This window comes from Aequorivita sp. KMM 9714 (assembly GCF_011065475.1).
GTDB lineage: Bacteria > Bacteroidota > Bacteroidia > Flavobacteriales > Flavobacteriaceae > Aequorivita > Aequorivita sinensis.
The window spans coordinates 581,150-604,028 of sequence record NZ_JAAGRO010000001.1 but is presented as its reverse complement, the minus strand read 5'-3'; the positions used below and the strand labels follow the sequence as shown (position 1 = coordinate 604,028).

General features: G+C 35.1%; 20 protein-coding genes. 9 read left to right on the top strand and 11 right to left on the bottom strand.

Annotated features, from left to right (window positions below):
* Nucleotides 1-20 precede the first annotated feature (20 nt).
* On the bottom strand, nucleotides 21-1,346 hold the full coding sequence (gene rseP / locus G3A46_RS02700) for an RIP metalloprotease RseP (protein ID WP_165145891.1): 1,326 nt from the start codon (nucleotides 1,344-1,346) through the stop codon (nucleotides 21-23).
* 228 nt (nucleotides 1,347-1,574) lie between these two features.
* Complete coding sequence (locus tag G3A46_RS02695; RefSeq protein ID WP_165145888.1) at nucleotides 1,575-3,506, bottom strand: M1 family aminopeptidase; 1,932 nt, start codon at nucleotides 3,504-3,506, stop codon at nucleotides 1,575-1,577.
* A gap of 123 nt (nucleotides 3,507-3,629) precedes the next feature.
* Here G3A46_RS02695 and G3A46_RS02690 point away from each other — a divergent pair, with 123 nt between their 5' ends.
* From G3A46_RS02690 to G3A46_RS02675, 4 genes are all read left to right on the top strand, one after another.
* Nucleotides 3,630-4,304, top strand: a complete 675-nt coding sequence (locus tag G3A46_RS02690; RefSeq protein ID WP_165145885.1) for an SCO family protein — start codon at nucleotides 3,630-3,632, stop codon at nucleotides 4,302-4,304.
* A gap of 174 nt (nucleotides 4,305-4,478) precedes the next feature.
* Nucleotides 4,479-4,703, top strand: a complete 225-nt coding sequence (locus tag G3A46_RS02685) for a FeoA family protein (RefSeq protein ID WP_165145882.1) — start codon at nucleotides 4,479-4,481, stop codon at nucleotides 4,701-4,703.
* A gap of 40 nt (nucleotides 4,704-4,743) precedes the next feature.
* Complete coding sequence (feoB, locus tag G3A46_RS02680) at nucleotides 4,744-6,843, top strand: ferrous iron transport protein B (protein WP_165145879.1); 2,100 nt, start codon at nucleotides 4,744-4,746, stop codon at nucleotides 6,841-6,843.
* 90 nt (nucleotides 6,844-6,933) lie between these two features.
* Nucleotides 6,934-7,080 (top strand): hypothetical protein, encoded by a 147-nt coding sequence (locus tag G3A46_RS02675; protein ID WP_158319109.1) that lies wholly within the window; start codon nucleotides 6,934-6,936, stop codon nucleotides 7,078-7,080.
* Nucleotides 7,081-7,296: 216 nt separating this feature from the next.
* On the opposite strand, the gene G3A46_RS02670 is transcribed toward G3A46_RS02675, so the two are convergent.
* From G3A46_RS02670 to G3A46_RS02645, 6 genes are all read right to left on the bottom strand, one after another.
* Nucleotides 7,297-7,710, bottom strand: a complete 414-nt coding sequence (locus G3A46_RS02670; protein ID WP_165145876.1) for a hypothetical protein — start codon at nucleotides 7,708-7,710, stop codon at nucleotides 7,297-7,299.
* A gap of 141 nt (nucleotides 7,711-7,851) precedes the next feature.
* Entirely contained in the window at nucleotides 7,852-9,012 is a 1,161-nt protein-coding gene (locus tag G3A46_RS02665) for a metal ABC transporter permease (RefSeq protein WP_165145873.1), read from the bottom strand.
* Nucleotides 9,005-10,123: a metal ABC transporter permease gene (locus G3A46_RS02660; protein WP_165145870.1), complete on the bottom strand. Its 1,119-nt coding sequence runs from the start codon at nucleotides 10,121-10,123 to the stop codon at nucleotides 9,005-9,007. The genes G3A46_RS02665 and G3A46_RS02660 overlap by 8 nt, the downstream gene beginning before the upstream one ends.
* Before the next feature lie 137 nt (nucleotides 10,124-10,260).
* Entirely contained in the window at nucleotides 10,261-10,998 is a 738-nt protein-coding gene (locus tag G3A46_RS02655) for a metal ABC transporter ATP-binding protein (RefSeq protein ID WP_165145867.1), read from the bottom strand.
* Between the two features lie 135 nt (nucleotides 10,999-11,133).
* Nucleotides 11,134-12,042, bottom strand: coding sequence for a zinc ABC transporter substrate-binding protein (locus G3A46_RS02650; RefSeq protein WP_165145864.1), 909 nt, complete (start codon nucleotides 12,040-12,042; stop codon nucleotides 11,134-11,136).
* A 43-nt stretch (nucleotides 12,043-12,085) separates the two neighbouring features.
* On the bottom strand, nucleotides 12,086-12,739 hold the full coding sequence (locus G3A46_RS02645) for a metal-dependent transcriptional regulator (protein WP_165145862.1): 654 nt from the start codon (nucleotides 12,737-12,739) through the stop codon (nucleotides 12,086-12,088).
* A 194-nt stretch (nucleotides 12,740-12,933) separates the two neighbouring features.
* Between G3A46_RS02645 and G3A46_RS02640 the strand changes: the two genes are divergently transcribed.
* Nucleotides 12,934-14,379: a leucyl aminopeptidase gene (locus G3A46_RS02640; protein WP_165145860.1), complete on the top strand. Its 1,446-nt coding sequence runs from the start codon at nucleotides 12,934-12,936 to the stop codon at nucleotides 14,377-14,379.
* Between the two features lie 153 nt (nucleotides 14,380-14,532).
* Nucleotides 14,533-14,850 carry a hypothetical protein gene (locus tag G3A46_RS02635; RefSeq protein WP_165145858.1) on the top strand — a complete coding sequence of 106 codons (318 nt, stop codon included), beginning with the start codon at nucleotides 14,533-14,535 and terminating at the stop codon, nucleotides 14,848-14,850.
* A 60-nt stretch (nucleotides 14,851-14,910) separates the two neighbouring features.
* On the opposite strand, the gene G3A46_RS02630 is transcribed toward G3A46_RS02635, so the two are convergent.
* The gene (locus G3A46_RS02630) at nucleotides 14,911-15,642 is read right to left on the bottom strand and encodes a TerB family tellurite resistance protein (RefSeq protein WP_165145856.1); all 732 of its coding nucleotides are present in this window, start codon (nucleotides 15,640-15,642) and stop codon (nucleotides 14,911-14,913) included.
* A 274-nt stretch (nucleotides 15,643-15,916) separates the two neighbouring features.
* Between G3A46_RS02630 and G3A46_RS02625 the strand changes: the two genes are divergently transcribed.
* The 3 genes from G3A46_RS02625 (at nucleotide 15,917) to G3A46_RS02615 (ending at nucleotide 18,240) form a co-directional block, all read left to right on the top strand.
* Complete coding sequence (locus G3A46_RS02625) at nucleotides 15,917-16,327, top strand: BrxA/BrxB family bacilliredoxin (protein WP_139854360.1); 411 nt, start codon at nucleotides 15,917-15,919, stop codon at nucleotides 16,325-16,327.
* A gap of 320 nt (nucleotides 16,328-16,647) precedes the next feature.
* Complete coding sequence (locus G3A46_RS02620) at nucleotides 16,648-17,391, top strand: lysophospholipid acyltransferase family protein (protein ID WP_165145854.1); 744 nt, start codon at nucleotides 16,648-16,650, stop codon at nucleotides 17,389-17,391.
* Nucleotides 17,392-17,559: 168 nt separating this feature from the next.
* Nucleotides 17,560-18,240, top strand: coding sequence for an HD domain-containing protein (locus G3A46_RS02615; protein WP_165145852.1), 681 nt, complete (start codon nucleotides 17,560-17,562; stop codon nucleotides 18,238-18,240).
* A gap of 163 nt (nucleotides 18,241-18,403) precedes the next feature.
* Here G3A46_RS02615 and G3A46_RS02610 read toward each other — a convergent pair whose 3' ends face one another.
* Both G3A46_RS02610 and G3A46_RS02605 read right to left on the bottom strand, forming a co-directional pair.
* Nucleotides 18,404-20,674, bottom strand: a complete 2,271-nt coding sequence (locus G3A46_RS02610; protein WP_165145850.1) for a S9 family peptidase — start codon at nucleotides 20,672-20,674, stop codon at nucleotides 18,404-18,406.
* Between the two features lie 439 nt (nucleotides 20,675-21,113).
* A complete protein-coding gene (locus tag G3A46_RS02605) occupies nucleotides 21,114-22,829 on the bottom strand; it encodes a helix-turn-helix domain-containing protein (RefSeq protein ID WP_165145848.1) in 1,716 nt (571 codons plus the stop codon).
* Between the last annotated feature and the right edge of the window lie 50 nt (nucleotides 22,830-22,879).

Genomic DNA, 22,879 nt, shown 5'->3' with positions numbered 1-22,879 from the left:
CTTAAACTTGCAGGTTTCTATTATTCAAATAACCAGCGATATATGTCATTTCCATTGGCGAAAAGAACCAAAGCAATTAATATGAAAAATCCAACCATTTGAGCATACTCCATAAACTTATCATTAGGTTTTCTGCCTGAAATCATTTCATATAATAAAAACATTACGTGACCTCCATCCAAAGCAGGAATAGGTAGAATGTTCATAAACGCTAATATAATAGATATAAGCGCGGTTGTTTCCCAAAACCTCACCCAATCCCAAGCTTCTGGGAAAAGGTTACCAATGGCTCCAAAACCTCCAACCTTAGTAGCTCCTTTCTTAGTGAATACATATTTAAATTGCGATGCATAATCCTTCAGCGTATTGTAACCATAACCAAAACCGCCAACAATACTTTCACCTAGAGTATATTCCACCTTAGTCTGACCCACTTGTGAAATAACTTCTTTTCTAGAAACATTTATTCCTATTAAACCTTCCTCATTTGGCTTAACTCTTAGGGTATCTTGACTATTGTTTCTTTCTACAACAATAATATTTTCATCGTTAGTAGATAGCAACTTTTGAAACTCATCATAATATTTAATATTGGTTCCATTAACAGCAATAATTTTATCGTTCTTTAAGAACCCTGCTTTGCCTGCAGGATAATCTGCTAATACAGTGTCTATAATTGTTGATGTTCTTGGAAGAAACGGAAAGTGCGTGTCATTCTGAAACATTTTTGTTCCAGCGTCATCAGGTACTGAAATTGTTTCAATAGTTCCATCTGCATGTTTTACCTCAACCGAGGAAACGTCGCGTAAAAACATATACTTGTTAATTTTCATAACATCTTCAAATGGCTCGCCATTTACTTTTAAGATATGATCTCCATTTCGGAAACCGTATTCTTCAAATTGCTCTGTAACTGCAAAACCTTGAGGAATATCTTCGTTGGTAGTAATACTACTTCCGTTGAAATACAGAAGACTCATATAAATAACAAAACCAACAATAATATTAACTGTAACCCCACCAAGCATAATAATTAGTCGCTGCCAAGTTGGTTTACTTCGGAACTCCCATGGTTGTGGCGGTTGTGCCATTTGTTCCTTATCCATACTCTCATCAATCATTCCGGATATTTTCACATAACCTCCTAATGGCAACCAACCGATTCCATAAACGGTTTCGCCTATTTTCTTTTTGAAAAGTGAAAATTTCACATCAAAGAAAAGATAGAATTTTTCAACTCTGGTTTTAAAAAGTTTTGCGGGAATAAAATGCCCTAACTCGTGAAGGACAATTAACAATGAAAGACTTAAAAGTAATTGTATAGCTTTAACAGCAAATGGACTCATAGTTTCTTGAATAGATATTTATATAAAATAGTCGCGATTTTCAATAGGACACTTAGTCAAAAATCGAACCAATACTTCAATTTTGTAAAGCAAATTGTATATGGCTCTACTGAAAAATCGCACAAAAGTAATCTTTTAGAACTTGCAAAAAAAATAAGCGGTTGTGTTACTTCTTATTAATTAATGAAATATAACTGTATAACTTCAATCGTTTTTGAAAGAAACAAACTACTCTTTCACTATAGTTTTATTGATAACTCCTTCGGATGTTTCTATCTGAAAAAATAAAATTCCACTTGATAAGTCTGAAACATTGATACTTTCTGAAAAAGCTTCAGCATAAAGCAATTGGCCTAAGGCATTAAATATTCTAACTTGAGAAACATTTAATGATTCAGATTTGCTCAATTTGATATCGCTTGATGAGGGATTTGGATACAATACAATTTGATTTTCTAAAGTGAATTCATTAACCCCTAAAATTACTTGATCATTTCTTGAGATAATATCATTTTCAGGATCAAATTGAACGTTTTGAACGGTAAAATTTACAGCCGGCTGAAAGTTTTGCCCATTAAAAGTATTATCAAGAACGATGTCTAATGTTTCACCTTGCGACCCTGTCAATCGCAAAGGCACAGGTACTTCAAAATAAGAGACTGAGGAATGACTTTGCGACTGATTTATCCTCACATTAATACTACCTGTAGTTGTTTGATTCCAACTGATATTAAAACTTGGATACCCTTCGCCATAAACCCAATCATTAAAAAATTCGGAAAGGTTTTCACCGCTAGCATTTTCTAAGTTTCTAATTAAATCAGGCGTTTTTGCGTATCCATAAGAAAGTAATGGATCTGATAAATAATCTTGTAAGCCTTGAAAAAACACTGCATCTCCTAATTTTTTCCGAAGCATATGAATTACCATTGCCCCCTTACTATAAGAAAGCCTGCTGTTAAAAATACGACTCACAGTAGTAGTGTCTTGGGCAGGAATGTAAACCGACCCATTTGGAGCATCGGTAATGTAGGAGGTTTCGTTTTGTTTCCAACTATTAAAAGCACCAGAGCCGTCAAGACTTTCTACAACCATTCCCGACATGTATGTAGCAAAACCTTCATTTAACCAGATATCCTGCCAGCTTCCACAAGTAACTTTATTTCCAAACCATTGATGCCCTAGTTCGTGAGCTATCAATCCACGAGAAAACCCACCCATAAAAGAAACAGTGGTATGTTCCATACCTCCGCCCCAACCAAATTGAGCGTGACCATATTTTTCTTCAGCATATGGATACGGCTCAAACTTGTCGGCAAAAAGATTCATGATATCAACCGTTACAGGAGTTTGGGTTTGCACAAAACTTAAATCTTCTGGATAAACATAATTTATTATTTCAAATGGATTTCCATTGTTAGCAACAGTATGCGAATACACCGAGTAGTTGGTTACTGCAATGGCAACTAAATATGCTGGAATTGGATATTGATGACGAAAATGAGTGGTTTTATTATTTCCATTTACCGTCTGATTTATTTCTAAACCATTGGAAACAGCAATATATTCCTCATTTGAGGGATTATATCGTGGTGTTGTGAGATATACATCAAGCAAATCTATTTTGTCTATTAAATCTTGCTTACAAGGCCACCAAGCTTTCGCTCCAAAAGGTTCAGATAAAGTCCATAAAACAGGATCGCCTTGATGAGTTGCTATCTCAAAAGATCCAAAGCCAGAACTTATCGGGTTACCGGAATAACTTATAGACAGTGAGTCTAAAACACCTTGATTTTGAATCTGCGGTAGTGTAATTACAACCTCATCATTACTGTTTTGGGTGAATGAAAGCGAAACTCCTCTTTGTTTTACTTCTGAAACGGTCATATTATCGACCAATTCAAAAACAATAGAACTCATATTTTCTTTTGCTTCAAAATGTGAAGTTACTTTTCCACTAATATAAGCTTGAGTGGGATTTACATTCAATTCTAAGCGCGCGTATTTTAAATCGTAATTGCCTGTATTCATATTGCGTTGTGGAGCAAAATGACCACTTGCCGATTTTGCTTCAGCTTCACTAATTTCGTCCAAGTAATGATTTTGTGATAATGCAATGAAGGATATAAATAAGAAAAATAGAAGAACTAAATGTTTCATTTCTGTGATATTAAAAGTGGTGACTGAATACCGCTAAATTAAGGTGTTAAATGTATTCATTTTGATAGTTTTAGGGCTTATTTTTGCGGTTTAATATAAATCATCAGTCTAAAATCTTACGATATGCTTACTTTTTTTAAGAAGTATAAATTCTTTGGAATTGTTTTTCTTATCATTTCAATTATCATAATTACCATTATATATTCTGTAATGAAACCGAAAGAAGTGCTACGCGTTTATCAACCTGCCGATGTAACAGCAGAATTAGTAGACACGACAATGCAATACGTAAAAAAATATCACACTATAGCCGATTTTAGCCTTCTAAACCAAAATGGGAAAACGGTAACACAAGACGATTATGCCGATAAGATTTATGTGGCCGATTTCTTTTTTACTACGTGCCAAACCATCTGCCCAATTATGACAGACCATATGGTAAAAATTCAAGAGGAATTAAAAGACGATGATGAAATTTTACTACTATCTCACACCGTTACTCCTGAAATAGATAGCGTACCTCAACTTAAAAAATATGCCGTTGAAAAAGGGGTTAATGATGCTAAGTGGAATTTGGTTACAGGGGATAAAAAAGAAATTTACGACCTCGCTAGAAAATCATACCTCGCTGCAAAAGACGTTCCTTATGAGGAGTACGATTTAATTCACACCGAAAACTTCGTACTCGTTGATAAAAAGAAACGCATCCGTGGGTTTTATGACGGTACAGATCCTGAAGCGATCGAAACACTTCTTCACGATATCGAAGTTCTAAAAAAGGAAGATTCTGAAAAATAGTATTGTAGCTTTTCAATTGAATAATCTATAAGCTTTTCCTTTCTGGGTACAAGTGAATACAATGCAGGATAGAAATCTTAAAAAAGAGGTCAAATTTTTCTGATTCTTGAGTTCTGAATTCTGAATTAAAAAACTTACTTTTGCCTTGTTTAAATTCAATCTAAATAAATAGAAGTGCTAACAATCGCATCTTTAAAGAAAGGACAACGCGGAATTATCAAAGAATTTTCTGTTGATGTAGTTCCGTTGAAGCTATTAGAAATGGGCTGTCTTCCTGGCAATGAAGTCACTTTGGTTCAAATTGCTCCTTTTAGAGATCCATTGTATCTAAACATAAACGGAAGTCATTTAGCTATCCGTTTAGAAATGGCTTCTAAAATTGAGATTGAACTGATTTAACATCAAAACTGCATTCGCACCAAGTTAATGGAGCTGAAATATGGCAAAACAAATTAACGTAGCACTTATTGGAAACCCCAATACTGGAAAAACCTCTGTTTTTAATAGGTTGACTGGGATGAACCAAAAAGTGGGAAACTACCCTGGAATTACTGTTGAAAAGAAAGAAGGTACGTGCAAATTTGGACGTAACTGTAAAGTTCATATTCTAGATTTGCCTGGAACTTACAGCTTAAACGCTTCTTCTTTAGATGAAAATGTTGTTATTGAACTTCTTCTAAACAAAAATGATAAAGATTTCCCTGATGTAGCTGTGGTAGTTGCCGATGTTGAAAACCTGAAGCGAAATCTTTTACTTTTTACCCAGATTAAAGACTTAGGAATCCCTACGATTCTAGCCATTAATATGTCGGATAGGATGAAACGTAAAGCAATTACGCTTGATGTTCCCTTACTTGAGAAGAAATTAAACACTAAAATTGCACTTATCAGTTCAAGAAAAAACCTTGGATTTGATTACTTAAAAGAACTGATTGAAAACTACAATCAGCTTCCTACTAAACCTTGCTTGAATGCATCTAATATTGCCCCTGAGTATTTCGATAGATTGCAAAAGGCTTTTCCTAACCAGGACCTTTACAAACTGTGGCTTGTAATTACACAAGATGTAAACTTTGGAAAATTAGACCGAAACGAATTGCAAGGGGTAGCCTCCTTTAAAACAGAATCAACAAGTAATCTTAAACGCCTTCAGCAAAAAGAAACTATCGCGCGGTATAAGTTTATTAATGAAACTTTAAAAGAAACGCTACATATAGACACTGCCAAAGCGAAGGATTTAAGAAGTAGATTAGACCGAGTTTTAACCCATAAAGTTTGGGGATATGTTATTTTCTTCGGAATTCTTCTGCTCATTTTTCAAGCAATTTTTGATTGGAGTGCATACCCAATGGACTTTATAGACAGTTCGTTTGCCTCGTTAAGTGAGTGGGCAAAAAACACATTACCTCCGGGCGATTTCTCAAGTTTAATTGCAGAAGGAATTATCCCTGGCTTAGGAGGAATTGTAATATTTATCCCACAGATAGCCTTTCTATTTCTGTTTATTTCAATTTTAGAAGAAACAGGATATATGAGTCGTGTGGTTTTTCTTATGGACAAACTTATGCGACGTTTTGGTCTTAGCGGGAAAAGTGTGGTACCCTTAGTAGCTGGGACTGCTTGTGCTATTCCAGCAATAATGGCCACGCGAAATATTGAAAATTGGAAGGAACGACTAATCACTATTTTAGTTACGCCTTTTACAACTTGTTCAGCCCGACTTCCTGTTTATTTAATAATCATCTCTTTGGTGATTCCCGATACAAGGGTTCTCGGTATTTTCAGCTTACAAGGTCTAACCTTAATGTTTATGTATATTTTAGGGTTTGGCGCGGCGATTTTATCGGCCTATATCCTAGATAAAATTCTGAAAGTTAGAAGCAAGAGTTTCTTTGTAGTAGAAATGCCTAACTATAAAGTGCCATTAGCGAAAAATGTAGTAATCACAGTAATTGAAAAAACCAAAGCTTTTGTTTTTGGAGCTGGTAAAATTATTTTGGCTATCTCCATTATTCTTTGGGTTTTAGCCTCATATGGCCCAGGAGATTTTAACGATGCAGAAGAAATTGTAAAAAGTGAATACGCTTCTCAAAATCTATCGGATGATGATTTAGAAATGCATATAAATTCTTTCAAACTTGAGCACTCCTATATCGGTCACGTAGGACATTTTATAGAACCAGCCGTAAGGCCTTTAGGCTACGATTGGAAAATAGGGATTGCCTTAGTGAGCTCATTTGCTGCAAGAGAAGTATTTGTAGGAACCTTAGCCACCATTTACAGCGTAGGCAGTGATGACGAACAGACCATAAAAAGCAGAATGGCAGCTGAAGTAAACCCAGTTTTGGGCGGTCCGTTATTTAATTTTGCTAGTGGAATTTCGTTGCTTTTATTTTATGCTTTTGCAATGCAATGTATGAGTACACTTGCCATTGTAAAAAAAGAAACCAACAGTTGGAAATGGCCTATGTGGCAATTAGTTGTTATGTCGGTTATTGCTTATGTAGTGTCTTTGGCAGCTTATCAGTTCTTGAAGTAGGCCCCTTCCGTCTTTCAAATAGTATAAAACTATTTGAAATCCTCCTTCCCCTAAAAAAGGGGAAGGTGCAAATTTTAAAATCATTACACTATGCAAACAATACTAGTAATAATAGCATTTTTACTTGCAGTTGGATTTTTAATTACAACATTTATTTGGAATCCTTTTAAAACAAGTAAAACTTCAAAAAATAAAATTGGAGATCATTCAGACTGCAGCAAATGCAGTTTTCATTAATTTTTATTGAACAAGTGCTGCCTATGATACTTATAGGCTTTTCCCTATCTTTGTACTATGCAAACAATCTTAGTTTTAATCACCTTTTCTTTAGCAGCAGGCTTTTTGCTTAAAAAGTTTGTCTGGAACCCTATTTTTGAATCTCGCCAAAACTCTAGCAACACCTTAGATGGTGGAAAAACTAAGTGTGGCAAGAAGGATTGTGGGTGCCACTAATTAGCTATTTTTTTCCTCACAAATCAACAATACATAACCAGAATCTTTTCCAGTACTTTCAACAGAAGGATAAGGATTTAAGGTTAAACCATTTATTACAAATTCTTTAGAAGTAAAAAGATTTGTGTTCTTTTCTTCTCCAGGTCTTGTTTCACCAAAAATCAAGGTTACTTCTTCGGTTTTCCCATTTGAAGTTACTTCAGCTTTTACAATAGCTCTTCCTGCCCAAATACAGTTCACTCCTTCAGGACAACGAGAATCTTCGATCACTTCTAGAAATTTTACTGAAACACCTTTTAAAACTACCGTTTCACCTTCTGGCACCTTCACTCCTATTTTTGGGGTTTTAGGTGAATCTTGTCCAAATGAAAGACTTGAAATAAGAATTAATATAGCAAATAATGAGTTTTTCATAGTTGTGAATTTTATAATTTTTAAAGATAATTAAAATTAGTCTACTTCTTGTTTTTTTAGTTAATCAGATAAATACAATTGTTTGTTTTGCTTTTTATTTTCTTTCATAACACATTGTAAACACTTGCACAGGCCTGATACTTACCCTCTGAATAAAAAGAAATCATCCTTTATGTTTTCAATTTTATCGTCTCTGTTAGTAAGGATATAATCTAGGGCTTTGCCAGTAAACTCCTTTCCTTTTTTAGTAAGGGAAACAATGTTGTTGTCAATGGTGATCATATTGTTTTTTAACGCCAGGTCCACCACAGATTTCGATCTAACTTTTTGCCAATTTATGTGCTCTTGCAAGTGATTTATATGACGTTCGCTCTTTTCTGTATGATTATTCAAATGCAGTAAAAAAGTAATTAACGAAACTTCTGTTCGCTGTTGTTTTTGTCTGTATAAAACTGAAATCAAACCTTTTTTAGGTGCGAATAAATAAACAAGTAGGAAAACAATTCCTAAAACAGTTGTCATAGAACCCGATATAGAAGCATCCAATAAATGTGCCAACCAATATCCAGCTATTGCAGAAAACACTCCAAACACAACAGACAAAATCAACATTCTTTTTAAATCGTTGGTAAGTAAATAGGCAGTTGCTGCAGGTGCAATCATTAAGGCTACTACCAAAAGAGCTCCTACTGCATCAAAGGCACCAACTATGGTTACTGAAGAAACAGACATAAGTCCATAGTGTAAAACTACTGGTGAAAACCCTAAGGCTGAAGATAAACCAACATCAAAAGTACTCACTTTTAATTCTTTAAAAAACAGAATTAGAAGTGTTATAGAAACTAGTAAAACTCCGCCCATCACCCAAAGTGATTTTGGCCCCATATCCATTCCTGAAATCAACATCCTATCGAAGGGCGCAAAGGCAAGTTCTCCTAATAGAACAGCATCTACATCTAAGTGTATATCGTTGGCGTTCTTGGCGATTAAAATAACCCCAATACTAAACATTGTAGGAAAAACTAAACCTATGGCCGTATCTTCCTTTACTAAGCCCGTTTTCTGAATCACCTCAACAAGTATCACAGTTATGACTCCTGTAAGCGCAGCGAATAATATAAGTAAAGGCGAGTTTAAATCTTGAGTAATGAAAAATCCAATTACAATTCCAGGTAAAATTGAGTGACTAATAGCATCGCTTATTAAAGCCATTTTCCTAAGAACTAGAAAAACTCCAGGTATAGCACATGCAACTGCGACAATAGCTGCGATTAGTTGTATTTCCAGCTGTGGATTACTCATCTTTTAATTGTTGGTTATACAAGTTTTTAGCTTCTTCAAATCCAATATTGGTCAAAGACCACTCTTGGCCTTTTAATGTTATCCATTCTTTTTCTTCCATTTTACGAAGGGAATTTTTAGAAAATCCTTGGAAATTATTCAAAATACGAATGGCGTGTGGATGTGAAATATTTTGATGCGTTTTTGCAATATCGTACATAAACTGAAGTGTTTTCTTCAATTGTAAGTCATTTCTGTTTTGTCTAAATCGGATTTCTCTAAATAGAATTCCTCTACCTGGAGAGAAAATAAATGAAAACAACACGAATACTGCGGCTACTAATACAATTACTGGCCCTGTGGATAAGTTGTTTTGAGTTGCGCTAATTGCAGTTCCGAATATTCCTGCTAAAGCTCCAATTATAGCTGCTAGTATTACCATAGTGCCTAGACTATTTGTCCATTGTCTAGCAGCGGCAGCAGGCGCCAATAGCATTGCGCTCATCAATACCACTCCCACTGTTTGAAGTCCGAGAACAATAGCCAAAACAATGAAAAATGTAATAAGTGAATCGATAAATCGCACATTAAACCCCAAGGTTTTAGTGTAATCCATATCAAAAAGCATCATTTTAAATTCTTTCCAGAAAAGCAGAAGTATTATTAAACACACTCCTGTAACACCAATCATTATGAACACATCACTTTCAACTAGTGTAGCTGCTTGTCCAAATAAATATTTATCTAATCCTGCTTGATTGGCATTAGGTTGTTTTTGAATATAGGTAAGCAACAACATTCCAAAACCAAAGAATAACGACAGCACCAAACCAAGTGCAGTATCACTCTTTAGGTGGGTTTTTGTTGTGATTCCTCGTATCCAGAAAGTTCCAATCAACCCACAAATTAATGCTCCCAATAATAAAATATAAGTGTCCTTTGAACCAGTAATTAAAAAAGCAATTGCGATTCCTGGTAAAGCTGCGTGCGAAATTGCATCTCCTAACAAACTTTGCTTTCGAAGCACTGCAAAACTCCCTAACATCCCGCAAATAGCCCCCAACACCGCAGTCCCCAACGTAATAGTTCGCAGGGTATAATCGGTCCAGAGTAGATTAAAATATTCAAGCATGGTTTGTAGTTATATTATAGACACTGTCAATTCTTTAAACTTAAACTTTTAGACTTCCCTTTAATCTCTTTCTTTTCATCGTTAATTATAGACAATAGCATACTATCCACTACCGACTACTCTCTAACAACTAACTTCTATTTATTAACCGCCACCTTATAATTAATCCCGTAGGTTTTTGTAAGGTTATCATCATTAAAAATATCTTTCACGGGGCCTGTTGCAATTTTCTTCACGTTTAAAAAGGTTACCCAATTAAAATATTCTGGAACGGTCTGTAAATCGTGATGAACTACAACGAGAGTTTTACCTGCCTTTCGCAATTCTTTTAAGATATTGATTATAGCAATTTCGGTTGTGGCATCCACGCCTTGAAAAGGTTCGTCCATAAAGTATATAGAAGCGTTTTGAACTAAAGCTCTCGCCAAGAATATTCGCTGTTGTTGCCCCCCACTTAACTGACTGATTTGCCTATTTTTAAATGAAAGCATTCCTACCTTTTCCAAGGCTTCAAGAGCAGCTTTCTTTTCTTTTTGCCCAGGGCGTTTTATCCAACCTAAACTGCCATATGTACCCATTAGCACCACATCTAAGGCTGTAGTAGGAAAATCCCAATCTACACTTCCTTTTTGAGGCACGTAGGCTACAAGCTTACGTTGCTTTTCGTAAGGTTTTCCAAAAATTGAAATACTCCCTGCTATGGGCTTTATTATCCCTAAAATAGATTTAATTAAAGTGGATTTTCCCGCACCATTTGGGCCAACTATAGCCATTAGCACACCTTCGGGCACCTCCAAATCTATATCCCATAGTACAGGCTTGTAGTTGTAAGCAACCGTGAGGTCGTCAACACTTATCGCTAATTTTTCATTCATATTATTTAAATATTTAGGCCAATTCTTCGGCAAGATCAGAACATCGCAAGAAGGCCCGCGACGAAGTCTTGAACTACCCTTCTTTACTTAAAGAATTCATTTTCATTGATTTCGTTTTCGATTTCGATTTCAAAACTATCGCAGCGCTTCCACTATTGTATTCACATTGTACTTAAACATTCCAATATATGTTCCTTCTTCGGTCCCTGGATTTCCAAGAGCATCACTATACAAAGATCCTCCAATAGTTACATCGTGATTTTTTGAAAGAACGGCTTCACGAAGGGCTTCAATAGTACGACGCGGAACAGAACTTTCTATGAAAATCGCTTTAACTTTATTGTTGATAATAAAATCTGAAAGTCTCTGAACATCTTGCACTCCAGCTTCTGTAGCTGTAGAAAGTCCTTGAAGACCTACCACTTCAAAGCCGTATTTATTTCCGAAGTAATTAAAAGCGTCGTGAGCCGTCACTAATATTCTTTTCTCCTTCGGAAGCGTTTCAATCTTGTCTTCGACTTCAATTTCTAACGCATCGAGTTTTTCTTGATAAACTCGATTATTTTCACTGAAATAATCTGATTTTTCTGGATGCGCTTCGGATAATTCTTCAGTTACTTTATTCGCAAACTGCTTAAAAAACTGAATATTAAACCAAACGTGAGGATCGTAATTTGAAGCAAATAATTTGGAAGAAATCAATTCGTCTTTTTTAAGGAACTCCCCTAACCCAATGGTTTTTTTACCACTAGCTTCCATTCGCTCAAATACATCTACTAGTTTTCCTTCCAAATGCAAACCACTGTAAAATATTATCTCGGCATTGTAGAGTTTTGAAACATCGCCTTCACTTGCTTTATATAAATGCGGATCTACTCCAGCTCCCATTAACCCTTCTACTTGAATTTCATCTCCACCAATATTCTTCACTAAATCGGTTAGCATCGTAGTAGTGGTAACCACTCTAATTTTGCCATTATCTTCGGAAGCATTTTTGCATCCAAAAAGCATTATCGCTAAGCCAATTATTAAAATCTTCTTCATTATTTTTAATATTTATTGAGCTATTTTATAAAGTGAACAAACCTTAATTTGTCTGTACGTAAAGGTTATCGGCAATAGTTTTTGATATAAAGAAGTTTTCATTTTGAACCTCAATAACCATTGAGCCATCAAAAAATTCTTTTCCCATTACCGTAATTCTGGTGCCTATACTGATATTTTTTTTATCTAAATATTGCAAAAACTCCCCTGAGCTTTCTTTAACACCAACACAAATACCTATTTGGTTTTTCTTTAGTTCTGAAAGCAACTTTTTTTCTGTTCGCTTCATTACCCCTTGCTCATTTGGAATAGGGTCCCCGTGAGGATCGAAGTCTGGATTGCCTAAAAAATCGTCTAAGCGGTTGATCAATTCCTCACTTTTAATGTGTTCTAATTGTTCAGCAATGTCGTGGACTTCATCCCAATGAAAATTGAGCTTTTCAACTAAAAAAACCTCCCAAAGTCGATGCTTTCTAATTACATCCGCAGCAATTTTTCTTCCTTTTTCAGTTAACTGAGCCCCCTTGTATCTTTTGTAAACAAGCATTTTCTTTTCAGCCAGTTTTTGAACCATATCGGTAACTGACGATGGCTTAGTTTCCATTCTTTCTGCAATAGCATTGGTGCTAATCTCTCCTTGGCTTTCCAATTCTAGGTGAAAAATCGCCTTTAAATAGTTTTCTTCTGCAAAAGTCATAACAAAATTAAGTTTACGCAAAGATATAATTTTTTTAGTTTAAAAAATATTTTTAGCCTAACCTAAAAAATAAAATTTAATTATGCTTCTATCTTCTATTAAACTATAAATACACCTTCAAAATACTCACACTATTCACTACCCAAAACATCAAAAATGTGTATATTGATTTTTTAATTTAAAACTTAATTGACTTGAAAAATTCTTATTTAAACCTTGAATTAATTTCTTATAATTCAACTGATAATACCCCTAAAGACGCAGCAAAGGTTGTTTTCATTTCTGAAGAAAAGCAATTGGAGAAGCGCAATCTAAATTCTTCGTTATCGAAAAAGATTACTTCAGTTTTCAAAAATGAAAAAGATGAAATTATTACCACATTTGAAGATTCACAAAGCTTTTGGGTGATTGCTACCACTGACGATGCTGAAAAAAACAGAAAACTCGGAATTTCACTTTACAAAGCATTAGCAAAAGAAAATTCTGAAATTTCTATTCTGGGAGGCTTAGACAATTTGACAGATAAGTCAAAAAACGCCTTTTTGGAAGGTCTACTTATGGGGAGTTATAAATTCAACCCTTACCTTAAGAAGAAAGAAAACAAAGAATTGAAAGTTTATGTTTCAAGTGACGAATTTTCTGAAACCTCTCTCACTCAAGTAACGAATTTAATTAACGGGGTTGCATTAACTCGAACATTAGTAAATGAGCCGCCAAATAAATTGGATTCGGTTATGTTTTCTGAAAGAATAGCTGAAGCAGGAAAAAAGTACGGTTTTGACGTTGAAGTTCTTCAAAAGGATAAAATAGTGGAATTAGGTATGGGCGGACTTTTAGGTGTAAACCAAGGTTCGGAAGTTCCTCCTACTTTTAACATTATGACCTATAAACCTAAGAATGCAAGCAATAAGCAACCGCTTGTTCTGGTAGGTAAAGGTGTGACTTTCGACACTGGAGGATATTCCCTAAAAACTGGAGGACATATGTCTACTATGAAATCTGATATGGGTGGAGCAGCAACTGTGGTTGGAATTATGGCCGCTGTAGCAAAAAACGAACTTCCATATTATGTAATTGGACTTGTACCTGCTACTGATAATAAAATCGATGGAAAAGCGCTTTTAGTGGATGATGTTATCACAATGATGGATGGCACCACGGTAGAAATTCAAAACACAGATGCTGAAGGTAGACTTATTTTGGCAGACGCTTTATCCTATGCCAAGCAATATAAGCCAGAACTTGTAGTGGATATGGCGACCTTAACCGGTGCGGCTGCGGCCATTACTGGACCTTTTGGAATAGCCATGGCTGGAAATAAGCAAGAGAAAATGGATGAGTTAAAACAAGCTGGAGAAAACACCTACGAACGTCTCGTTCAGCTACCGTTTTGGAAAGAATTTGAAGAACTTCTTAAGAGTGATGTTGCCGATTTAAAAAATATTGGAGGTCCAGTAGGGGGTGCTAGTACAGCTGGGAAATTTCTAGAACACTTTACCGATTACGATTGGATACACTTAGACATCGCTGGTCCTGCATTCTTAAAAGATGCACAAGGTTCAAATCCTTCGGGAGGAACTGGAGTTGGCGTTCGCCTTTTATACGACTTTATTAAAACAAGAACTGAAGGAGGTAAATAAAGTAAAGTTTGTTATTTCAAGTGATATAAAGTGTTTATGATAAATGCTGAGAAAAAGACTTAAGACCACTTTGCTATAGGACATATGACTTAGGACTATATGGGTTTTTATTTTGAAATTAAATTAAAGTTGGTATTATAAAGTTAAGACACTTTGAAAAAAGAAGATGATAAATTAAAAGCCTTGCTGTGGAGCTACGAAATAGTTATAGCAGATCAACCTGCACCACAAAACAATCAAAATTACGAACAACTAAAAAAAGATTTAGCTGAATATCTAAACGATTTATTGGTTGGCGATTATAACAAACTTATTTCTATTCTATATCGAATTGATATCGCCCAAGAAAAGGCAGTTGCAGAACTTGCTAAAAATGCTGAGAACGAATCACCTGGTGAAACCTTGGCTAGATTGATAATCGAAAGACAATTGCAAAAAATCGAAACTAGAAGGAAATATCGAAAAGAGTGAAAAATTAAACCCCAAAGTCTAATTGTCTTTGGGGTTTAATTTTTTATAGTTTATTAAAAGCTACAATCCTCTTTCCTTTTGAATCTGCTCGTAAGCCTCCTGAACTTTTTTGAACTTTTCTTCCCCACCTCTGCGGTGAGCTTCATCAAGATGCGTGAGTTTATCTGGATGGTATTTTTTAACCATGGTGCGGTAGGCAGCTTTAATTTCTGCCGGCGTAGCATTTCGGTCTATTTCAAGAATTTTATAAGCACTATCTGGATTTTTAAAGAACATTGCTTTAATACTCTCAAAATCGCGAGCAAAAACCCCCAAGAAACCAGAAATTCTGTTTATTTCATTTACCTCAGCAGTAGAAACAGTGCCGTCTGCATTGGCAATACTGAACAAAAAATGAAGAATCTGCAATCTACTTTCATAACGCGTCCGTTGACGTAGAAGCGTGCCGATAGTTTGGGCAGAAATCTCTCTGTTTTTAATTACTTCGTTAAAAACTCTAAAAGTGGCATTTGCCCGATCTTTCCCGTAAGCTTGAACAAAATACTGTCTTACAAAGTCTAACTCTGTCTGACTCACTTTCCCGTCGGCCTTAATTACTAATGAAGCTAAGGAAAGTAAGTTTAACTCAAAATCGGCTGGCGTAACTTGTTGACGTGTAGATCCAAAAGAAGTTTGAAAAGTTTTACCTCTTACGCTTATGTTATCCAAGAGACTTCCAATAAAAAATCCTGCAATTGCACCTGGAAAACGGTATAAAAAATAACCTAAAACGGCTAATAACCAACGAAGCATAAACGTGAAATTTGTTTTTTTGAAGCGACAAAAGTACTGAATTAAAAAAACAAAACTCAAATTTCAAATAAAGGAAAACCACCAAACTTCAAAACCCAAAATCCAAATAAGTATAAAATTCCGAAATATCACTATTTAAGATTTTCTAGACCTTTGGAGTTTCGAGCTTACAATTTGGGATTTTTTGGGATTTGGATTTTGTTATTTGGAATTTTTCTAGATAAGAATTAGTATCTTTGCATCAAAAATTTAATACACTTAAAAAAGAAATATTATGTACCCAGCAGAACTAGTAAAACCAATGCGTGAGGACCTAACTAAAGTAGGTTTTTCCGAATTATATACAGCAAACGACGTTGAAGAAGCACTTAAAAAAGAAGGAACTACTTTAGTAGTTGTTAACTCTGTTTGCGGATGTGCAGCTGCTAATGCTCGTCCAGGTGCTGCTATGTCTCTTCAAAACGATAAAAAACCAGATAACCTTGTAACTGTATTTGCAGGAGTTGACCGTGAAGCTGTAGATGCTGCAAGAGCACAAATGGTTCCTTTCCCTCCTAGCTCACCATCTATGGCGTTATTCAAAAATGGTGAATTAGTACATATGTTAGAGCGTCATCACATTGAAGGGAGACCAGCTGATATGATTGCTGAAAACCTTAAAAATGCATATAACGAATATTGCTAAACAGAAATACAGCCGGTGATTAAGCTGAACAAACCCTTAACCATAGTTATAGGCATTTTAGCTTTGGGAGCAATAGCTTACAACTTGTATGAAAACCCTAGTGTTTCGTATTTGTTAGGGAAGGAAGTAAATAACTGGCTTTATAGAGGCTTTTGGCTACTAATTATTATCGTTAGCGTTTATAATTATATTTATATAGACCGAAACACACTAAAGAACAAGTCGAAGTCCAAAAAATAAAGTTTTCAAAAAGGAGAACTGAAAATAAGCGAATACAAAAACCGTCTTAATTAAGGCGGTTTTCTTACTTTTGACAACCAATGAAAACACTTTTAAAAATTATTAGTTATCCTTTTACAGTATTGTTTTACCTGCTTTTCGGTATTACAATAATGATTTTTCACCCTATTCAATGGGTTGCTTTTAATTGGTTTGGATACTCAGCACATAAAAAAACTGTCGATATTTTTAACTGGACAATCCTGCGTTGTCTGCACGCTGTTGGAACTAGATTTCACGTTGAGATAAGTGATAATATTCCTGTTAACGTTCCTATTATAATTGTTTCCAATCATCAAAGTATGTGGGATATTTCGCCGATAAGTTGGTACTTGCGAAAGCATCACCCTAAGTTTATTTCAAAAATAGAATTGGGTAAAGGAATTCCTTCTATTTCCTACAATTTGCGTCATGGGGGCTCGATTTTAATTGACAGAAAAAATCCAAGACAAGCTATTGTTGAAATGGTTAAGTTTTCAAAATATCTTCAACAGCACAATCGAAGTGGGGTTATTTTTCCTGAGGGAACACGAAGTAAAACCGGAGTTCCAAAGCCATTTAGAAGAACTGGATTGCAAACGCTTTTCAAAAAAATCCCTGAAGGATATGTTGTTCCCGTTACCATCAATAATTCTTGGAAATTACAGCGCAACGGGATGTTCCCAATTCAAATGGGGGTTTGTTTAGAACTAATTGCCCACCCAGCTTTAAAAATTTCGGATTATGAAGTTGAGGCCCTAATCGATCAGGTGGAAGAGACTGTGGTGTCAAAGATTCATAAATAAAAGCTAGTGCTTTTGAAGAGAAACTAGACTCACACTGCTGCTCGAGCCTATAAATTAGACTTAAAAGCACTTAAATTATCGTATTTAACTGATGAATACGAAGAAAACCTACAACCGCTTTCCCAAGATTGCCACCTATTGTTTACACTTTAATTAATTTTAAAAATAATGACTTCAACACCCATTTTCGACGACGTTTCAGTAGAAGAAATAATCCGCAATACAATTGCATTTGTTAAGGATGAATTGAAAGATGCAGAAGGCGGACACGATTGGTTTCATATTGAAAGAGTTTACAAAAATTCAATGCTTATTTCCGAAGGCGAAAAAGTTGATAAGATTGTAGTTGCCTTAGGAGCTTTGCTTCACGATATAGCCGACTCAAAATTTCACAATGGAGATGATACTGTTGGGCCAAAAAGAGCGAGCGAATTTTTAAAAACCCAAAACGTTGCCGAAGAAATCATCGAGCACGTGGTGAAAATCATAGAAAATGTTTCATTTAGCGGAGGTAATAAAACTCAGAAATTCACTTCCCAAGAACTCGAAGTCGTACAAGATGCAGATAGATTAGACGCCTTAGGAGCAATTGGAATCGCTCGTGCTTTTAATTACGGAGGTTTCAAGAATAGAAAACTTTACGACCCCGAAATCACACCAAAATTAAATATGTCTCCTTCGGAATACAAAGCTTCTAACGCTCCCACTATTAACCATTTCTACGAAAAACTTTTGCTTCTAAAAGATAGAATGAACACCGAAACCGGACGTAAAATCGCAGAAGAAAGACACGTGTTTATGGAAACATTTCTGGAACAATTCTACGCAGAATGGAATGGTGAAAAATAAAACTCTGCGTCCTCTGTGTCTCTGCGGTGAAATATTTACCGCAAAGGCGCGAAGAACGCAAAGAAATGAAAAAACCTATCAAACTTGACGTCTAATAGGTTTTATAGTTTCAGGATTTTTTTTAGTCTTAAGTCCTACGTCTTATAGCGCAGCGGTCTTATGTCTACTTCAAGTGCTGAGCAAAAAAGCCCATCATCGTCTTATAAAAATCCAAGCGGTTCTCTTCTTTAGCAAAACCATGTCCCTCATCGTATTTCACCATGTAAGGCACTTCCACACCTTTACTGCGTAAACTCTCAACAATTTGGTCGGCTTCATCGATGTTTACTCTTGGGTCGTTAGCTCCCTGAACAACAAATAGTGGCTTAGTAATTTTATCTACGTGCAATGCTGGAGAGATTTCATCCATAATTGCTTTTTCTTCTGGGATTTCTGGGTTGTACCAGATTTTGTATAATAACTCACGATATTTTTCCCAGTATGGAGGGATAGTGCCCATAAATGTATGAAGGTTACTAACTCCAACATAATCTACACCACAAGCATATTTTTCAGGAGTTTTTGTCATTCCTCTTAATACTGCATACCCACCGTGACTTCCTCCGTAAATTGCAACGCGATCTTTATCTACCCAGCCTTGAGCAATTGCGTAATCTACACCGTCTTCTACATCGTCCATTGCTTTACGTCCTATCTGACCAAAACCAGCTTTTAAGAATTCTTTTCCATAACCACCCGAAACTCTAAAGTTAACGTGTAGAGTAGCATAACCCCTGCTTGCAAATAATTGTGCTTCTGGATTGAAACCCCAATAGTCTCTAACCCCCTGTGGTCCTCCGTGAGGATTTACTATTAATGGCAATTTTTGACCTTTTTTATAATCTGCAGGTAAAGTGATATAGCCATATAAAGTAAGTCCATCGCGACTTTGAAATTTAATTGGCTTCATAGTAGCCATGTCTTCAGCTTTAAGATGTGGTAAAAGCTTGTATAATAATGTTACTGTATCCTTTTCAACATCATAAATATAGTACTCCCCTACAATTTTATCACTTGTTACAGCAATCATATATTGAGATTCATCATCTGTTTTTCCTATGGTGAAAAATTGCTTTTCTCCAAATTCCTTTTTTAAACGAGCATATATCTTTTTATAGGTTTCGCTCACTGGTTTAACAACAGTTTTCTCCCCCGTGTAGCTGAAGTAATCTATTTCATAGTTTCTCTTTCTTGAAAGTGAAACTCCCGAAACATCAAATGTATCGTTACTGAAAAGTGTTTTAAGCTTCTTATTTGCTTTTAAGTCGTAAAGTTGGATTTCAATTTTATCGCCATCTAGGTTTGAGATAACATAGGCATCATCAGGATTTTTAGTAGCTGGGTTAAATGAGATAATTCCAAATGTATCTCCAAACTCTGTAAGCTTTACACGTTTAAATTCTCCGTCAATTTTATAAAGTAATTCCATATTAATACCATCTACAATTCTATTGATGGCACGTAAGTTTCCTTTTCTATCAAAATCGTAAGAGCTTACAGGTGGATCACCGGCTTTTACGGTATATAGCTTCGTAACTTCACCTGTATTAATATTAAGACGGTAAGGCTCCTCTTGCTGTGGATTGTCTTTATTCATCTGAACAATCACGTGATCTTCATCTTCTTTTAAAGATTCAATAATATTTACCTTTACCCCTTCAAAAGGTGTTAATTCACTTTTATTCTCTCCCGTTACATCCACTCCATAAACGTGGTGGTTTTCATCTCCACCTTTATCCTGCATGTATAGAATTCTGTTATTATTTGCCCAGAAATAGCCACGAATTACATCTTCATCTTGCTTAATAAGTAAAGTTTCTTTTTGGGTAGCGGTTTCTTTTAAATACAAATCTCGTTCTCCAGTTTCTCTTCTTTTTAAGTAGCTAATAAACTTGCCGTCTGGTGAAAGTTGAAAAGAATAAGCTTCAGGAGTTTTAAAATAATCTTCAACAGAATATTTAAAATTTCCTTTAGACTTTGCCGCTAGTTTCGCCAATTCCTCATCGGTTGATGGTAGCACTGTATTTCCTGGTTTTGTTTTTACTGTTTTCTTCAAGGTTAGTGGATATTTTTGTCCCATTTGTTCAAAAGTTCCTTCAATAGTTTCTCCAGAAACTGCACCAGTATAGGTCAGACCCATTTTGGCGGAAGTAATGGTAACATTTTCGTCTTGCAAAACTACAGAATCAAGTTCTATTCCGCTTGCTCCTTGCATAGGAACATCCAGGGTTGCACTATGCCCATCATCTGTAGGAGAAATGTTGAAAATAAGCTCCATCTGCATTCCCTGAACTTCGAGAGTTCCGCTGTATGCTCCGTCTAATTTTTGCGCATTTACAGTTCCTATTAAAAATAGCATTGTAAGTGCGATTGAAAACTTCAATATTGTTGTCATAAGTGTTTGGTTTAAAATATTAGTTTGATTGAAAGGTAAATTGTTACGCCTAGTATGACGCCAATGGCAAATTTTATTATTTGAATTCGCCTTGCGGTCTTGTTCTTCATCATAATTTATTTTTAATGATATAGTCACCTTGCCAATGCTTCACAATCGAAATTGATTTATCATTAGTTTTCATTATTACTTGTGATGAGATTTCAATTTTAGGGTTTTGTGAGTTCATATTACGAAGTTTTAGTTGTGGATTTCTAAAACAAAGCTGCAACACAAAACACTATAATAAAAGAGAAGCATCCCGAGATTTAGGAAAATAGGGATGCACTTAAAACGTGGGAGACACTTAAAATATTAGCGCTACGGTATATTTCAGTTATTCTGAAGTTGCCGGAATTCGTCAACCCTATATTTATAAATTTCGGGTTGAAACGGGTTTTTAGGCGATATTCTTGATTTCTTTAATGTAAAAAGAAGGGTTTAATCCAGTATCTTTTTTGAAGTATTTAGTAAAAGAATCTGCCGATTTATAACCTACTTCTTCAGCGATAGATTGAATAGAATACGACCTGAAAATTACATCGTTCTTAAGACGAAGTATAGCGTAATTGATGCGAAGATCATTGATGTATGTATTGAAGTTTTTTCCGTAGTGCGAATTGATGACTTTAGAAAGATAAGAAGTATTTGTGCCTATTTTCTTGGCAACATTATAGGAGCTACATTCTTGTTTTAAGAAATATTCCTGCTTTTCAAGTTTTTTAAGACCATCTAAAATTTGCTGCTTAATGTCTTCGGGTACATCATTACTGTTTTTTTCTTCTAAATCCTCATCCTTCGTATCTATAATTTCATCCGATTGCTTGGCAGCTTCAATTTTGGCCAGTAATTGCTCGAATTTAAACTCATTTGCCTTTTTGTTTTTATAAAAGCGAAGTAAAACGAAAAGTAGAATTAGTATTACAAGGGATGCGCTTAACATTAAATAGTTAAGGTAGGATTGCTTTTTTTCTTTTTCGGTTATTAGTGAATTGACTTCATTTCTAAAAGCTTCTCTTTCATTCTCTAATAGTGATTTTTTAGCACTGTCCTTGAGTTCAGTCTGTTTTTCTTTTGAAGTAAGGTATTTTTCAAAATAGAAACTCGCTCTTTCAAAATTTCCTGTTTGTTTATAGGCTTCGGCAAGTTTCTCATAATAATCTTTCATAAAGCCTTCTTCAACAGAAGTAACATTATAATCATCCAAACCCTTCTGTAAAATTTCGCTTGCTAAGTGATAATTACCTTCTGCCAATTCAATTTTACCTATAAGGTAAGCATAATTTATTTTTATAAGATCGTATTCGGTTGGACAAACATCGAAATATTTATGATAGAGTTTTTTAGCCTCTTTAAATCGTTTTTCTGTATAAGCAATCTCAGCTTCTGCAGCATACGAAAAAGCCATATAGCATGTATCTAAATCCTTTTCAGAAAATTGTTTTATTTTATCGACATACAATTTTGCCGAATCTACTTTTTCTATCTCGAGGTAAGAATTTGATAAGTAAAAACTTATCATTGCTATTTTGGAGTTTATAGATTTTTGTGTGAAAGTTGAATCTACCGTTTTATTTTCAAAGAAATCAAGCGATTTTTTACGAATATTTATTGCCTTTCTAATATCGCCACTAACATCAAGAACGGAAGCAATTTTATTATAGGCTATCTGTTTATAAAAATCACTCTTATACGTTTCAGCCAACTGAAGAAGGTCTTCATAATACTCCAATTGTGTTGAAATATCACTAACTACCAATTGCAAATCCGACAAATAGGCCAGTGACTCCATTTCTTGTTCACGCAAGTTATGTTTTTGGGCAAAATGCATATTTTTTTCAGACTGTTCGCTAGACTCTTTAAACATCCTATTATGGTAATAGGAAACGGCAATAGCGTTTAGACCAACCCATTCATTTATTAAGTCATTCTCTCGTTGACTTTTTAAAATATAAGCATTTGCAGCAGTGATGGTTCTATCTACGTCGGTATATGAATATTTTTGTATTGTATCGTTAATACTATCGAAAGATAGATGTGAAAATTCACCTTCCGATTGAGAAAGTGAAGTTGATATTGAAAGTACTATTAAAATAGCAGAACAGAAAAATTTCATTTTTGCTGAAAGTAAGTCGTAAATATACTAAAGCAAACAGAAAATATTTG

What these genes read in the sequence shown, in the direction of transcription:
- feoB (WP_165145879.1), top strand. Translation starts at nt 4,744, where the DNA reads ATGGCAAAACAAATTAACGTAGCACTTATTGGAAACCCCAATACTGGA.
- G3A46_RS02645 (WP_165145862.1), bottom strand. Translation starts at nt 12,739, where the DNA reads ATGACTTTTGCAGAAGAAAACTATTTAAAGGCGATTTTTCACCTAGAA.
- G3A46_RS02610 (WP_165145850.1), bottom strand. Translation starts at nt 20,674, where the DNA reads ATGACAACAATATTGAAGTTTTCAATCGCACTTACAATGCTATTTTTA.
- G3A46_RS02655 (WP_165145867.1), bottom strand. Translation starts at nt 10,998, where the DNA reads ATGAATGAAAAATTAGCGATAAGTGTTGACGACCTCACGGTTGCTTAC.
- G3A46_RS02670 (WP_165145876.1), bottom strand. Translation starts at nt 7,710, where the DNA reads ATGAAAAACTCATTATTTGCTATATTAATTCTTATTTCAAGTCTTTCA.
- G3A46_RS02615 (WP_165145852.1), top strand. Translation starts at nt 17,560, where the DNA reads ATGACTTCAACACCCATTTTCGACGACGTTTCAGTAGAAGAAATAATC.
- G3A46_RS02690 (WP_165145885.1), top strand. Translation starts at nt 3,630, where the DNA reads ATGCTTACTTTTTTTAAGAAGTATAAATTCTTTGGAATTGTTTTTCTT.
- G3A46_RS02605 (WP_165145848.1), bottom strand. Translation starts at nt 22,829, where the DNA reads ATGAAATTTTTCTGTTCTGCTATTTTAATAGTACTTTCAATATCAACT.
- G3A46_RS02620 (WP_165145854.1), top strand. Translation starts at nt 16,648, where the DNA reads ATGAAAACACTTTTAAAAATTATTAGTTATCCTTTTACAGTATTGTTT.
- G3A46_RS02650 (WP_165145864.1), bottom strand. Translation starts at nt 12,042, where the DNA reads ATGAAGAAGATTTTAATAATTGGCTTAGCGATAATGCTTTTTGGATGC.
- G3A46_RS02630 (WP_165145856.1), bottom strand. Translation starts at nt 15,642, where the DNA reads ATGCTTCGTTGGTTATTAGCCGTTTTAGGTTATTTTTTATACCGTTTT.
- G3A46_RS02675 (WP_158319109.1), top strand. Translation starts at nt 6,934, where the DNA reads ATGCAAACAATACTAGTAATAATAGCATTTTTACTTGCAGTTGGATTT.
- G3A46_RS02625 (WP_139854360.1), top strand. Translation starts at nt 15,917, where the DNA reads ATGTACCCAGCAGAACTAGTAAAACCAATGCGTGAGGACCTAACTAAA.
- G3A46_RS02660 (WP_165145870.1), bottom strand. Translation starts at nt 10,123, where the DNA reads ATGCTTGAATATTTTAATCTACTCTGGACCGATTATACCCTGCGAACT.
- G3A46_RS02665 (WP_165145873.1), bottom strand. Translation starts at nt 9,012, where the DNA reads ATGAGTAATCCACAGCTGGAAATACAACTAATCGCAGCTATTGTCGCA.
- G3A46_RS02695 (WP_165145888.1), bottom strand. Translation starts at nt 3,506, where the DNA reads ATGAAACATTTAGTTCTTCTATTTTTCTTATTTATATCCTTCATTGCA.
- rseP (WP_165145891.1), bottom strand. Translation starts at nt 1,346, where the DNA reads ATGAGTCCATTTGCTGTTAAAGCTATACAATTACTTTTAAGTCTTTCA.